This is a genomic window from Zobellia alginiliquefaciens (assembly GCF_029323795.1).
GTDB classification, from domain to species: Bacteria; Bacteroidota; Bacteroidia; order Flavobacteriales; family Flavobacteriaceae; genus Zobellia; species Zobellia alginiliquefaciens.
Window position 1 is genome coordinate 808,614 of sequence record NZ_CP119758.1, and the last position, 14,027, is coordinate 822,640.

13 protein-coding genes and 1 other RNA gene are annotated in these 14,027 nt (G+C 38.1%); 6 read left to right on the plus strand and 8 right to left on the minus strand.

The genetic code is table 11. The features are described from left to right. Window positions 1-36 precede the first annotated feature (36 nt). Together P0077_RS03395 and ppgK are read left to right on the plus strand one after the other, a co-directional pair. Entirely contained in the window at window positions 37-1,509 is a 1,473-nt protein-coding gene (locus tag P0077_RS03395; RefSeq protein WP_276167758.1) for a sulfatase, read from the plus strand. Between the two features lie 78 nt (window positions 1,510-1,587). Next, a complete protein-coding gene (gene ppgK / locus P0077_RS03400) occupies window positions 1,588-2,337 on the plus strand; it encodes a polyphosphate--glucose phosphotransferase (protein WP_276167759.1) in 750 nt (249 codons plus the stop codon). A 55-nt stretch (window positions 2,338-2,392) separates the two neighbouring features. Here ppgK and P0077_RS03405 read toward each other — a convergent pair whose 3' ends face one another. The 4 genes from P0077_RS03405 to P0077_RS03420 all read right to left on the minus strand — a co-directional run bounded on the left by P0077_RS03405 (window position 2,393) and on the right by P0077_RS03420 (window position 6,520). Next, a complete protein-coding gene (locus P0077_RS03405; protein ID WP_276167760.1) occupies window positions 2,393-3,292 on the minus strand; it encodes a hypothetical protein in 900 nt (299 codons plus the stop codon). Between the two features lie 102 nt (window positions 3,293-3,394). Beyond that, window positions 3,395-5,197 carry a translational GTPase TypA gene (gene typA, locus P0077_RS03410; protein WP_276167761.1) on the minus strand — a complete coding sequence of 601 codons (1,803 nt, stop codon included), beginning with the start codon at window positions 5,195-5,197 and terminating at the stop codon, window positions 3,395-3,397. A 191-nt stretch (window positions 5,198-5,388) separates the two neighbouring features. Next, a complete protein-coding gene (locus P0077_RS03415) occupies window positions 5,389-5,928 on the minus strand; it encodes a hypothetical protein (protein ID WP_276167762.1) in 540 nt (179 codons plus the stop codon). 118 nt (window positions 5,929-6,046) lie between these two features. Continuing rightward, window positions 6,047-6,520, minus strand: coding sequence for a hypothetical protein (locus P0077_RS03420; protein ID WP_276167763.1), 474 nt, complete (start codon window positions 6,518-6,520; stop codon window positions 6,047-6,049). 176 nt (window positions 6,521-6,696) lie between these two features. Between P0077_RS03420 and kdsA the strand changes: the two genes are divergently transcribed. Beyond that, complete coding sequence (gene kdsA / locus P0077_RS03425) at window positions 6,697-7,518, plus strand: 3-deoxy-8-phosphooctulonate synthase (protein ID WP_276167764.1); 822 nt, start codon at window positions 6,697-6,699, stop codon at window positions 7,516-7,518. Window positions 7,519-7,648: 130 nt separating this feature from the next. Next, entirely contained in the window at window positions 7,649-9,616 is a 1,968-nt protein-coding gene (locus tag P0077_RS03430; protein ID WP_276167765.1) for a DUF3858 domain-containing protein, read from the plus strand. A 17-nt stretch (window positions 9,617-9,633) separates the two neighbouring features. Here P0077_RS03430 and P0077_RS03435 read toward each other — a convergent pair whose 3' ends face one another. Then, complete coding sequence (locus P0077_RS03435; protein ID WP_276167766.1) at window positions 9,634-9,993, minus strand: DUF1801 domain-containing protein; 360 nt, start codon at window positions 9,991-9,993, stop codon at window positions 9,634-9,636. Between the two features lie 79 nt (window positions 9,994-10,072). Between P0077_RS03435 and P0077_RS03440 the strand changes: the two genes are divergently transcribed. Further along, a complete protein-coding gene (locus P0077_RS03440) occupies window positions 10,073-10,744 on the plus strand; it encodes a DUF1361 domain-containing protein (protein ID WP_276167767.1) in 672 nt (223 codons plus the stop codon). Window positions 10,745-10,928: 184 nt separating this feature from the next. On the opposite strand, the gene P0077_RS03445 is transcribed toward P0077_RS03440, so the two are convergent. Next, window positions 10,929-11,201: a hypothetical protein gene (locus P0077_RS03445; protein ID WP_276167768.1), complete on the minus strand. Its 273-nt coding sequence runs from the start codon at window positions 11,199-11,201 to the stop codon at window positions 10,929-10,931. Window positions 11,202-11,283: 82 nt separating this feature from the next. Next, window positions 11,284-12,483 (minus strand): NAD(P)-dependent oxidoreductase, encoded by a 1,200-nt coding sequence (locus P0077_RS03450; RefSeq protein WP_276167769.1) that lies wholly within the window; start codon window positions 12,481-12,483, stop codon window positions 11,284-11,286. Window positions 12,484-12,622: 139 nt separating this feature from the next. Between P0077_RS03450 and ssrA the strand changes: the two genes are divergently transcribed. After that, window positions 12,623-13,020, plus strand: a transfer-messenger RNA (tmRNA) gene (ssrA, locus tag P0077_RS03455). Window positions 13,021-13,114: 94 nt separating this feature from the next. Here ssrA and P0077_RS03460 read toward each other — a convergent pair. After that, window positions 13,115-14,020 (minus strand): DUF6892 domain-containing protein, encoded by a 906-nt coding sequence (locus tag P0077_RS03460; RefSeq protein WP_276167770.1) that lies wholly within the window; start codon window positions 14,018-14,020, stop codon window positions 13,115-13,117. Between the last annotated feature and the right edge of the window lie 7 nt (window positions 14,021-14,027).

The following is a 14,027-nucleotide window of genomic DNA, read 5'->3' on the forward strand; positions in this document are numbered from 1 at the left end:
CTGTATATTTAGTTTCAATTACCAAACCACCTTAAAATGTTCAAATATTTCACCGGCCTATTTTTCATGATAGGCATAACCTCCCTATCCGCTCAAACCGAAAAACCCAATGTACTTTTTATCTGTGTTGATGACCTCCGTACCGAACTTGGCGCTTATGGTAAACACTATGTAAAATCTCCTAATATGGACGCTCTTGCTAAAAGCGGAGCTCTTTTTACGAATCACTACGTTCAAGTTCCTACTTGTGGTGCTTCAAGACATGCCATTCTTACTGGAATGCGTCCGTCAAAACCTGTTCATCTTTCAAACAATGCCATTGTTGAAGAACTTTCTACAAAACCTGAATCATCAGTTCCAGAAACATTTATCCATCGTTTTAAACAAGTAGGATATCATACGGTAGGCATAGGAAAAATAAGCCATTCGGCGGATGGATACGTCTACGGCTATGAAGAAGAACCAACCACTAAAAAAGAACTTCCCCATAGCTGGAGTGACCTAGCATTCGATTCCGGAAAATGGAAAACTGGTTGGAACGCTTTCTTTGCCTATGAAAGCGGTGAGAACAGACAGAGCCTTAAAAAACAAGTGAAGCCCTATGAAGCTGGCGAAACCGATGACCAGGGCTATCCTGATGGCTTAACGACCAATCTTGCCATCTCCAAATTAAAAGAACTTAAGAAAAATGAAGAACCTTTTTTTATGGGCGTCGGTTTTTTTAAACCACACCTTCCTTTTAACGCTCCCAAAAAATACTGGGACCTTTACAATGAAGAAAACTTGCCAGTTTCCACTAACCCTAATATTCCTGAAAATATCAACCAAAAAAGTCTTCATGCAAGCAGTGAGTTCAATCAGTATGCCCTTGGTGAAGAAAAAGCAGGTCTGGACAAACAGGTATCCGATGCGTATGCTCGTAAACTGAAACACGCCTATCTCGCCTCCATCAGTTACATAGATGCACAGATAGGGAGGCTTTACCAACAATTAAAAGAATTGGAACTCGATAAAAACACCATAATCGTTATTTGGGGAGATCACGGTTGGCATTTAGGCGACCAACGTGTTTGGGGAAAACATACACTTTTTGAAAATGCATTGAAAAGCACATTGATTATTAACTCCCCATATTCCCAGCATAAAGCAAAGAAGGTAAGGGCCATTGTGGAAAGCGTAGATATCTACCCTACCCTATTAGATATGTGCGGAATTGAGCAAACAAAGTCTACTGACGGTGAAAGCTTTGAAAAACATATAAAATACAATATTCCAGATACTGAAGAAGTTGCCTACAGTTATTACAAAAATGGAATTTCCATGCGTACAAAAACGTATAGACTGACTAAGTATTTCAGAAATAACGAACCGGAAGTGGAACTTTACGACCACCACAAAGGAAATGCCAAGGAGAATAAAAATATTGCAGAGGAGAACCCTGAAATTGTACAAGAATTGATGCCGCTATTAGATAAGGGCAATACCGGTCTTTTCACAGTTACCGAATAAAATGTGTACATGCCCATATCGTTCGATTACTCTGAAAAGTTTTTGTTACTTTGTCGCTATAAATTTTAAAACCAAATAATGGAAGTTTTAGGTATAGATATAGGAGGTTCTGGCATAAAAGGTGCCATCGTTAATATCGAAACCGGAGAACTGGTTACAGAACGTCATCGTATACCTACTCCCGCATCTCGCAAACCAGAAGACATGGCAAATGTTGTTGCGAAGATTGTAAAACATTTTGATTACAAAGGAAAAGTAGGCTGTGGATTCCCTACGGTCATAAAAAGAGGGATTTGCAAGTCTCCGGGAAATCTTCATAAAAGTTGGCTGAACGTTAATGTAGAAGAGCTTTTCAAGAAAAAAACCGGACTTGATTTTACCGTGGTGAACGATGCCGATATTGCCGGCTATGCGTCTATGAACTACGGTACCGGAAAAGATATGGAAGGCCTTGTTATCATGATTACTATTGGGACCGGACTTGGTAGTGGTGCTTTTCTTGATGGAAAATTGATTCCAAATTTTGAATTGGGGCAGATTCCGTATAAAAAATACAAAAAAATTGAACTTTGGGCAGCCGGATCTGCTAAGGACCGCGAAGGGCTATCCTATAAAAAATGGGGCAAGCGCTTTAATAAATTCTTAAAATTAGTAGAATTGATCGTTTCTCCGGACACCATTCTGTTGGGAGGAGGTGCATCAAAAGATTTTGATGAATTCAAAGATTGCATTACTATTGAAACACCGGTTATACCAGCAGGTTTAAAAAACCATGCTGGAATTGTAGGAGCAGCCGCAGCGGCTTTTCACAACATATCCTACCACTAAAAAAACAACAAAATATATAATAAAAAAGAGCCTTGATCAAGGCTCTTTTTTATTATTATTTTATAGTTGCATTTTCTGGAGGGGAGAAGAAATCATCATCAATATCCTTCACAAAATGAATATCAGAGATATCAATTTGTGTAATGTACTCACCCTGCTTCCCTTCTTCGGTTGTCCAATGTGTTTTTAGTTCATTGGGCAAAAGCACACCGCTCACATTTACCAATTCACCAACCTCCATAAACTTTTCAGGATTGTGACCTCCATCCTTAAAATACTCAGGATAAGAAACTATATATCTTGTAGCGGTCAACAAATGTGATTCTTTATCGAACTGAAGAATATAGTAATCATCCGGTGCATCTCCGGTACCAGCGGCAAAAGTTACTTTTACCACATCATTCGCTTTATTCTTATACGTTGTTTCCGGCAACAATTCTAGATTTACACCTTCACCATCCAGTATAAACGGATGCCCCATTAAATAAAGCGGAGTAAGCGCCCAAAACTTAGTATCATATGCAAAAGCGGTAGAATCCTTAGCTTTCACCCAAGCAGTCTCTCCATCCCAGCCAAATGTTGCAGTACTATCCGTAGTGCTTGTATGCACTGCTTTGTTACGCCATGCATCCACCACTTCATAACTATCGCGCACCGTACTACCATCTAAAGGTTGGTAATTAAAACGAAAAGATAATGCGCCGTTACCGTACCAATTCTTAAGACCTCCATGGGCTTCCATAGCCGCCCAAACAATTTTACCTGCATCAGTTGCTTCAAGTTTACTTTTAGCCTTCTCCACACGGTTATTGACCCAAGATTCCGGAATCACATAACCATCGGATACTTCCTGTGCCGCAGTATCCGTCGCTTCTTTCTTAGCCTTAGGCTGTTCGTTACAAGATGACATCAAAATAACAGAAGACAATAATAAACCCGCTAAATATACTTTCATAGATTTTATTTTAATTTTTAAAAACAAGGTAGTCGAACCACGGACTTTAACCTTTCATTATATATCAAAAAAAAAGCCTGAACATTGTTCAGGCTTCTCTATTTATGCAATTTTATTTCTCTTTCTGTCTACTTCCGTTAAGTAGATTTTCCTAAGCCGTAGATGATTTGGAGTAACCTCAACGTACTCATCTTTCTGAATGTATTCCAACGCTTCCTCTAATGAGAATTTAATTGCTGGAACAATCTTAGCTTTATCATCCGCACCTGAAGAACGAACGTTAGAAAGTTTCTTGGTTTTTGTAATATTAACTGTCATGTCATCGCCACGAGAGTTTTCACCAATAACCTGACCTTCATAAATATCTTCACCTGGATCAACAAAGAATTTACCTCTATCCTGTAGCTTATCTATTGAATAAGGAATTGCTTTTCCTGTTTCCATAGAAACCAAAGAACCGTTTTGTCTTTGTGGAATATCCCCTTTCATTGGTTGGTATTCCAAGAAACGGTGTGCCATAATAGCCTCACCCGCCGTAGCGGTCAACAATTGGTTACGAAGACCTATGATACCTCTTGAAGGAATCAAGAACTCACAAACCATACGCTCACCTTTAGCCTCCATACTGGTCATTTCACCTTTACGCATAGAAACCATTTCTACCGCTTTTCCAGAAACTGTTTCCGGCAAATCAATAGTCAAAGATTCTACTGGCTCACATTTAACACCATCTATTTCTTTAATGATAACCTGTGGCTGACCAATTTGAAGTTCGTAACCTTCACGACGCATAGTTTCAATTAAAACCGAAAGGTGCAAAACCCCACGACCAAAAACTAAAAACTTATCCGCACTATCCGTTTCGCTTACACGTAACGCCAAGTTCTTTTCCAGTTCTTTTTGAAGTCTTTCATTAATATGTCTAGAAGTAACGAATTTACCATCCTTTCCAAAGAACGGACTATCGTTAATAGTGAACAACATACTCATTGTTGGCTCATCTATAGCAATAGTCTTTAAACCTTCTGGGTTTTCAATATCGGCAACGGTATCACCAATTTCAAAACCTTCAATACCTGTAATAGCACAGATATCTCCTGTTGCCACTTCTTGTACTTTAAGCCTTCCCAGACCTTCAAAAGTAAAAAGCTCTTTTATTTTAGATTTTACTATAGATCCATCTCTCTTTACCAAGGAAATTTGTTGTCCTTCTTTCAAAGTACCTCTCTGTAATCTACCGATAGCAATACGACCGGTAAAAGAAGAGAAATCCAAAGATGTAATCAACATTTGCGTATTTCCTTCTTTTGGTTCAAAAGTTGGAATATGCTCAATAACCATATCTAACAATGGCTCTATGTTTTCTGTTTCGTTTTGCCAATCTTCGCTCATCCAATTGTTCTTTGCAGAACCATATACGGTAGGGAAATCTAGCTGCCATTCTTCAGCACCCAACTCGAACATTAAGTCAAAAACCTTCTCATGTACTTCTTCTGGAGTACAGTTTTCTTTATCAACTTTATTGATAACCACACAAGGCTTTAAACCAAGGTCAATTGCTTTTTGAAGTACAAAACGCGTTTGCGGCATTGGTCCCTCAAAAGCATCTACTAACAACAAAACCCCATCGGCCATGTTCAATACACGCTCTACTTCACCACCAAAATCGGCGTGACCAGGAGTATCGATGATGTTAATCTTGGTATCTTTATAAACAACGGATACGTTTTTAGAGGTAATGGTAATACCACGTTCACGTTCCAAATCATTATTATCCAAAATTAGGTCTCCTGTGTTCTGGTTCTCACGAAACAATTGACAGTGATACATAATTTTATCTACCAAGGTGGTTTTACCGTGGTCTACGTGCGCGATGATCGCGATGTTCTTTGTTGTTGTTGACATATGTAATTATTTAATAGCAATCCGCCGCTATTTTAAGCGTGCAAAGATACTCCTATTTTTCTAGCAGTAACACAAACTTATGTTATTTTTATGTTGTTGATTTTTAGAGGGTTCGCTGCAATTACATACAACTACTTTAAGCTAGGTCCTTTTTCTTACCAAAACCGCAAGTAAAAATATCCGCACATAAGTTAACGGCGTTTACCCAGTACCCAACCTACTCTTGCACCCAAGAATACACCTAGACCATTATCATATTCGGTATTAAAATACCCTAAGCCACCTTCTAAACGGTAGAAAAAACCACCTCTATAGATTCGCTGTAACCCATATACAGGGCCCATACCTAAAACACTTTCCGCTAAATACAAGTCTCCAAAAATTGGATTTTGATCTTGATACGCCATTAGAATGGCTATATAGTTTCCTGAATTACCAGAGATATTTTTCCCTTTCTCCTGTCTTCTTTCCATATTGTAATAATAGCGAAACTGTCCCCTAAATGTTGGAAAAAAACCAAACTCCGTTTCGCACCCACTACATCCTCTTAAACCAAAACCCGCAACAAACTCTATAGTGGCAGTTGTGTTTTTTCCTAATCCTTTTTCATACAAAATGGCCGGCATGGGCAACCCCAATTGTACTTGATGGTCTTCAACATTTCTTTGGTTCTGTCCATTTGCTAAAATGGTAAAGGCAAAAAAAACGAACAAGGCGTAGGTGTTTTTCATAAGATGGTTGCGGTATGTATTAAACCTAAACACTCATCAAATATCAAGCCTAAAATTCATTTTTCCTAAACTAGTTGTAAGAAAAAATAACTAATCTTTAACCTATATAAATTACATGTTAACGCCCTATACACCATCTTTTTTTACTAATAATCCACCCGATACTCAGATTAGCAACGGGATAAATACCGCCTTCAAACTGCCCTGCGTAGTAAGCTGCACCAACATCAACAGAAAAATTGAATCCCGAATCATAACTACGCTGCAAACCTGTTACCAATCCCGCATAACCAAAAGCTCCTTTTACTTCTTCACCATCAATTGTTCTTGTACCTGGAAAAAAAACCGCCACAGCAGGGGCTACATAATTGGCGGAGTTACCATAAATCTGTCTTCTATTTTGTTGTCGTTTTTCAAAGTTGTGGTAATACCGGTATTGACCGGCCACAGCAGGAAAAAACCCCAACTCTTTATAAAGATCGGACCGTAACGGGTCTAAACCGACTTGCATTCCCGCTTTGACATCAAAAGTAGTGTTCGTTCCAAGTGCCATTTCATACTCAAAACCAGGGTTTAGGAGATTGACCTTCATTTGTCTTAACTCGCAATTTTTGCCGAACTGGGCATTAGCTTGACAAACAAGTAACAGTAGTAAAAACAAGGGTAGGCATTGTTTAAGATACATTTAAATTTGGTTTTTATACAATCTTATGTAAAGACAACAGTTAGCCTCATAAAATAGTATCTTTGCTCAAAAATATTCGACGAATGGACTTATCCTTAATACCGCAAATAAAACATACTGACAGCAATAACTTTTTTCTACTTTCAGGCCCGTGTGCCATTGAAGGAGAAGAAATGGCGCTGCGCATTGCCGAAAAGATTGTTTCGGTTACCGATGCTCTAAAGATTCCGTATGTTTTTAAAGGAAGTTTTAAAAAGGCCAACCGTAGTCGAGTAGATTCATTCACTGGAATCGGCGATGAGAAAGCCTTAAAAATTCTGCGTAAAGTTTCGGAAACTTTTCATGTTCCGACCATAACCGATATTCACGAAATTTCCGATGCCGAAATGGCGGCAGAGTATGTTGATGTATTACAAATCCCAGCTTTTTTAGTTCGCCAGACCGATTTGGTTGTAGCCGCAGCAAAAACCGGTAAAGTGGTCAATCTGAAAAAGGGACAATTTATGAGTCCGGAAAGCATGAAACACGCCGTGACCAAAGTAATCGATTCTGGAAACGAACAAGTCTGGATTACCGATCGTGGCACCATGTTCGGTTATCAAGATATGGTGGTTGATTTTAGAGGTATTCCCACTATGAAAGAATACGCCCCTGTAGTGCTTGATGTGACGCATTCCCTGCAACAACCTAACCAAGCTTCAGGTGTTACCGGTGGTCGCCCGGAACTGATCAATACCATGGCACGTGCGGGAATTGCCGCAGGTGTGGACGGTATTTTTATGGAAACCCATTTTGACCCGGCAAATGCCAAAAGTGATGGCGCCAATATGCTGCACCTAGACCATTTAGAGCGCTTATTGACCAATTTAACCGCAATTAGAAAAACTGTAAACGGACTTCAGTAGATTTTTTTTAAATTTCTTTTACCATTGCTTGTTATTACGAAGATTACTGTCGGTTGTTTTTTTCGACAAGAGGTATATATTGGCAATAATTGACATTTAAGAAAGTTAAGAATAGAGCAAAACCATTCGCATGCGTATTCGATACACTTTATCCTTTCTTTTTATATTGTCCATCAATCTAATTCAATCTCAGCAACCCGATACTTTTGGGGAAGTATCTACAGAAGAATTGGAAATGACTACGTATTCAAAAGATACAACTGCAAGTGCCGTGGTTCTATATGAACGCGGCGATAATTATTTCAAGGTCATTGATGATAGAATTAGAATTGTAAAAGAATATCACATTAAAATCAAAATTTTAAATGAAAGAGGTTTTGATCAGGCAGATATTTCAATTCCACTGAGGAAAACCGAAAAAAATAATGAAAAGCTAGAAGAGTTAAAGGCTATTACCCACAATGGTAACAATCGGTTTCAAGTTCTGTCAAAAGACATATATACAAAGGATGTACATGAGTTTAGAACCGAGCGTACCTTTGCTTTTCCCAACGTAAAAAAAGGAAGTGTACTAGAGTATAAGTACAAACTTATTTCTCCCTATATCTACAATTTCAAGGGGTGGACCTTTCAATCGGATATTCCTAAAATATACAGCGAGTTCAACGCTAAAATCCCAGGAAATTATGTCTACAATAGGGCCATGATCGGCGAATTAAAATTAGATGTTAATGAAGCCGATGTTAAAAACAATTGTTTTCACATAGAAGGCTATAGAAGTGCCAGCTGCGAGGTTTTAAAATATGCAATGAACGATATACCTGCATTTGAAATTGCAGAAGAATTTATGCTGGCACCATCTAACTATATTTCCCGAATAGATTTTGAGCTTTCGGAATTCACTGATTTTTCAGGATTTACCAATCAATATACCAAAACCTGGAAAGACGTTGACAAAGAATTTAAATCAGATAAAGACATAGGAAGACAGCTTACCAAAAAAGGTTTTTTTGAAAAACATGTACCCGAAACACTGCTTAACGAACCCAATGAACTAAAGCGGGCAAAGAATATTTATGCATTTGTTCAAAAACATTATACTTGGAACGAGGAATACGGCATATATGGCAAAGCCCGCGTTAAAGATGCCTTTGATATAGGCCGCGGAAATGTTTCTGAAATAAACCTATCTCTTATTAACCTATTGAATGCTGCAGACCTAAAAGCCAATTTAATGTTGATATCTACCCGAAAAAGCGGCCTTCCAAAAATGAGCCATCCCGTCATGAGCGATTTTAACTATTGTATAGCCAAACTAGATATTGACGGAGAGACCTATTTGTTGGATGCTACCAATAAATATATGGCATTTGGCATGCTACCCTACAGAGCTCTAAATTATTATGGTAGGGTAATGGATTTTAAAAAGGACAGTTACTGGTACGAAATAACCCCGAAAAACAACAATAAACATCAAGTACGTATTCAACTCAACTTTGATGTTGAGAGCAAGAAAGCAATAGGCAAGTTCGCAATTAGCAATACCGGTTACAATGCTTTAATCACCCGTAAAGAGATAGATAGCTACCGGCATGAAGAAGATTATCTCAAGTATATTGAGAAAGCCGTTAGCGGTGATTTTATGATTACATCGTATGAACGTCAAGAGGAACTACAGAGCGATACATCCACCTCCGAGCGATTGGAGTTTGAAATACCCAATATTTTAAATGGGGATATGGTTTACTTTAATCCGTTTTTAGTCCGTTTTTTTTCTGAAAATCCATTCTTATTGGAAAAAAGAACGTATCCTGTAGATTTTGGTTACACACGAATTTACAAATACCTCATGGTCATTAGCGTTCCAGATGGGTATGCCGTACACGAACTTCCGGAGTCCAAAACTGTAAAATTAGATAACGGACTTGTTGAAATGAAGTTTCAAACACAAGCAAACGAAAAACATATTAGCATATTATTCAATCTATCCCTCAACTCAACCCATATAGCTGCGGAAGAGTATAAAAACCTAAAGACCGTATTTAGGCATGTAACGGACGTTCAGAATAATTCACTTCTAATATTGAAAAAAATTTAAGACCGAAGTTTAGCTTGTCACTTATAAAATTTCTCATCCTTAACTGAATAAGCCTCCTTTAGTACATCCGTTAATATATTGTTATCGATTTCTTCAAGTGAAGTATATCGCAAAGACTTCATTACTTTACGACCTTTGTTGACTAGATGTTCTTGATGTTTTGTTAGATAAGCGGCCTTCCAAAAACCCAGGTCTATATAATCTTTACTTTGGTTTAAATAACAAAAGGGCGTTTCATTGATATAATAAAACGGAATTCTATATTTGAACTTTAAATCAGCATCGGGTACCGTTCGCTCGATAACGGATTGCAAATGCAATAAAATACTTCTAAAAGGCTCAGATTTGTTCAAGATGTAGTTTTCTGCAGGATTCATAGGTTAAAATTAAAACCGATAACAACAAATATAGGTAGCTTCCGTTGTACTTTATAGACCAAATCTCTATTATTTTTTCATGATTATCAGCACTTTAACAAATAACCTATTTCATAAGCGATTATTATTATTAACCGCATTAGGCTGTGCTCTTTTAGCGTTGCGGGTGTATGTTACCCAATCAATTGATTTTACATTTTTATTATGGAATCTTTTTTTAGCGCTAATCCCTCTTTTTTTATCAAAGCAATTTTTATTTAATGTTCGCGTAAATAAATCCAAAGGCTTCCGTATTCTTATTCTATTTTTCTGGGTACTCTTTTTACCTAATAGCCCCTATATTATAACAGATTTTGTGCATTTAGATGACAACCAACCTACTTTCTGGTTAGACCTATTGCTATTTTTTGTTTTTGCCCTTAACGGACTTGTATTGGGTGTTTTATCCATGATGGATGTTTTTAGTTTTCTAAGAAAGCGAAACCATCCGGTTTTGGCCAATGCCATCCTGCTCTTTGTAAGTTTGCTTAGCGGATATGGTGTTTTTCTTGGACGATTTTTACGTTTTAACTCATGGGACATTGTCAGCAAACCATTAGTTCTGGCCCACAGCCTTTTTAACTCTCTATTCTTGGTGGATGCCTGGTTATGGATTTTTGGTTTTGGCAGTTTTATCTGGGTTTCATTTTGGGCCCTGAAACCCTTCTTACGTGGTCATGGCACCATGACCATCAGTAACCAGAAAGTTTAAACTTACTTGTCTCTATTAGAAAGATGTAACCTATTTTGTACCATAAAAGGATATGTTTAAAGGGTTCCCTTGGACTCTTAACCGACTATAAAGTAAAAAAGGCAGTCATATCTTAATGACAACTTATGTATTCGATTATTGGACCACTCTAAAGCAGCGATAGGATATAGAGAAAGTGGTAATACTAATTAAAATTGTCCAAGGCTAACTTCATTTCACGCTCAAAGGAAGGCTTAATCTGCTGCAGGTATTGCAAAGGTGTATCATCTGAAAGGGTAACCCTTTTAGTCTTTAGGTCTACATCAAAATGGAAACAAGAAAAATCCGAACATGATTTTACATCAAAGTTCGCTATAAGGAACTTGGTAATTATTGGACGGAACTCATACTCAAGCTCTATACAAATACGATGTAATTTCTCATCGATTTCGCGACCAGTAATCCAATTGAATGTCATAAGTTCTCGTTTTCTAAAGCTTAGCAATATATAAAATATTAACAGTAACTTAACGAAAACTAAACCTTTTTTTAATTCATCGTTAACCCGCTATATAATTGGACAAGTAGCTGTAACGCTCCGTTAGTTTACCATCTTTCGTCATTCGTGCTCGCTCCAATACACCATCTTTATCATCATTAAAGAATGCTGGAATTACATTTTTAATAAATGCCTGTCCAAATCCTTCACTCGCATCTTGTGGAATTTCACAGGGCAAATTATCAACGGCCATAACGGCAATAGCGGAATCATTTTTAAAATCCGTTTCCTTTTCTGTTTTAGGATCATACCCATAAATGGGATCAGCGATTGTTGATGGTTTTATGGTGGTCGCAACTGGCCCATCTATATCACAACTAACATCGGCAACCACTTTTATTTTAAAATCTTCTTTTTTGGCATCTTCTCGTGTGAAGAGATACGGCGCTCCTTGTCCATAAAAATGCCCTGCAATAAAAAAGTCCGATACTTGGGTAAAGCGATAAAAATTACTCTTGTATTCTTCCGGGTTCGCAAAAAAATCAGCTTTATTACCTCTTACTCCGTCTTTTCGTTTGTTGTAATCCGAAGCATCAATTTGGCAGTATACAGGCTCATCAAAAGAATCTTCCAAATATTCGGTGACATTCACTTTTTTAATATTCATGGCATCCAACATCTCTCTTGCGCCATTACCCACTCTTCCCCTACCGGTAAGAATTATTTTAATGTTAGGTAACCTTATTTTATTCAGCTCAGCAATCAGTTCTTGCTGATTGGCTAGGTTTTCAGCCTTTGGTAATTCGTACAAATTAAATTTAAGCCCATAAGCACGTAACCCGTTATATGCCCCTACAATACCAGCATAACGACCAAAAGCTACCAAGCGTTGTTCGTTTTGATTGGTAATGACCTCATGGTCATAAAGCTCTATATTCTTCTCCAATATGGCACGTAACAAGTCTCGGTTATACGGTTGCTCCTTTATGGTATGGGAAAAGAAAAAGTATTTTTTATTCGGAATTAGATTTTTAATCGGCACTTCTTTTACTCCTAACAAAACATCACACTCTTCCATTTTGGCAGCAACCTCTATTCCTTTTTCCCGGTATTCTTCATCCGAAAAAACTCGGATTGGTGACGGTTCCACCACTATTTGGGCATCAGAATGGCGAGATAAGACTTTTTGGCAGGCTTCAGGCGATAGAACAACGCGACGGTCTGGTGGAGTTTTACGCTCTTGAATGATTCCGAACTTCATGTGTACAGGCTTTTATAACTTGTGAATGGACTATGGTTTCAAATGTAACTTTTGATTGCAGCCTATCAAAACTTTTTTTGGAATACTTTTTGGGGTATCTTTGCCGACCGCAATAGTTTTGGCTGTTGCGGATATTTATGGGGCCGACTGGTTTTGACAGCGAGACCAATGGCATTGTAAGCATGTTGAGCGCTGGGGTACAGCTCATTAATATCATACTTCACACTTTTAATTGGCGAAAACAATTACGCTCTTGCCGCATAATCTGAATTATAGTAAGATTTGCCTCGTTCCGACAAGGTCGGAAAGCGAGATGTCTCTGAACAGCCCTTGTTGGCGGCGGTTCATTTAGAGGCACCAGAAAAGTCAACATAAGGTCGTTATTGCTTTGGTAGCGGCACCAAAACTTTAAGAAGCTAAGTGTATATTAGGCCGTTTCCGGTCAGATATGCATCGAAAATCAATCGGAAACTAAACATGTAGAAAGCTCTGTAATTGCTTGTTTGGACGAGGGTTCGACTCCCTCCGGCTCCACTCAGAAACCTCGTAACACCAATGTTTACGAGGTTTTTTATTTCTAGGTAACAGAATCGTTGACCGAACTACATATCAAATAAAATACGCCAAAGAATCATATCCACTCGGCATCAATACCAAGAATAACGAATTCATCACATATATGTTCTTGTGCGTAACACAAGGTGGCTTTCTTTAAATTGGGAAAATGCTTCACATCATCGCTCCGTTCAATATCCCAATATTCTACCGCTCCCCCAGAAAAAGGTGATAGGTTCATATAAATATCGTTTCCGCCATCTTGATAGATTTCAGTAATCTCCGGAGCCAAACGTTTGGGAATAGGCAAATCTTTAAAATACTGGGTTACTTCAGCTATGGGCTCATAACCTTCTTCGTCAATATCTATTTCACGACCCTTATACCAATCTGCAAACTCATACAAATCAAATTTCGGTTTCAACAGTCCTTTCATATACATCAATTCTTCAATGATGGAAAGTTTAAAGCCAAAATCCGTAAACTCAATTTCTTCTTCATCGAGCGGCTTAATGGTGTATTTGTCTTCCGGTATTCCCGCGCCTCGCACGTATGGTTTGTGAATGCTCACTTCAATGGCGCATACAACGTCTTTCGATATGCTAAACCAAGCACTTAATCCGTTTTGCACCAAAGCTCCGGAATCGTCCCCTTTGAATGTTGTAATCCGTTCATCCTCATGGGTTTTGTAATATTGAAGAATATCTTCACCATTGTAATTGAATGTTCCGCTAAAAACTACTTTAGGACTGAAATCATAGGTTGAAATTTCCAATTCAAATCCCAAGGAATCTACCGAATCCCCATCGGATGAATACCCGATAATCCCCAAATTTTCCCAAACAAAAAGTGTCTTATTTTTTCCTTTATGCTCTTTACAGTCAGGGGAAATACACGTTTTTAAAGTTGCAAGGGGTATAGGGAATTCTACCGCAACGGAGTTAATTTGAAAGCTATCCGAAGAAAATTCTATGTGAACCATAAGTGTT

Coding starts and splice junctions, on each gene's coding strand:
- P0077_RS03435 (WP_276167766.1), bottom strand. CDS start 9,993: ATGAATCCTGCAGAAAACTACATCTTGAACAAATCTGAGCCTTTTAGA.
- typA (WP_276167761.1), bottom strand. CDS start 5,197: ATGTCAACAACAACAAAGAACATCGCGATCATCGCGCACGTAGACCAC.
- ppgK (WP_276167759.1), top strand. CDS start 1,588: ATGGAAGTTTTAGGTATAGATATAGGAGGTTCTGGCATAAAAGGTGCC.
- P0077_RS03445 (WP_276167768.1), bottom strand. CDS start 11,201: ATGACATTCAATTGGATTACTGGTCGCGAAATCGATGAGAAATTACAT.
- P0077_RS03450 (WP_276167769.1), bottom strand. CDS start 12,483: ATGAAGTTCGGAATCATTCAAGAGCGTAAAACTCCACCAGACCGTCGC.
- P0077_RS03440 (WP_276167767.1), top strand. CDS start 10,073: ATGATTATCAGCACTTTAACAAATAACCTATTTCATAAGCGATTATTA.
- kdsA (WP_276167764.1), top strand. CDS start 6,697: ATGGACTTATCCTTAATACCGCAAATAAAACATACTGACAGCAATAAC.
- P0077_RS03405 (WP_276167760.1), bottom strand. CDS start 3,292: ATGAAAGTATATTTAGCGGGTTTATTATTGTCTTCTGTTATTTTGATG.
- P0077_RS03430 (WP_276167765.1), top strand. CDS start 7,649: ATGCGTATTCGATACACTTTATCCTTTCTTTTTATATTGTCCATCAAT.
- P0077_RS03460 (WP_276167770.1), bottom strand. CDS start 14,020: ATGGTTCACATAGAATTTTCTTCGGATAGCTTTCAAATTAACTCCGTT.
- P0077_RS03415 (WP_276167762.1), bottom strand. CDS start 5,928: ATGAAAAACACCTACGCCTTGTTCGTTTTTTTTGCCTTTACCATTTTA.
- P0077_RS03395 (WP_276167758.1), top strand. CDS start 37: ATGTTCAAATATTTCACCGGCCTATTTTTCATGATAGGCATAACCTCC.
- P0077_RS03420 (WP_276167763.1), bottom strand. CDS start 6,520: ATGAAGGTCAATCTCCTAAACCCTGGTTTTGAGTATGAAATGGCACTT.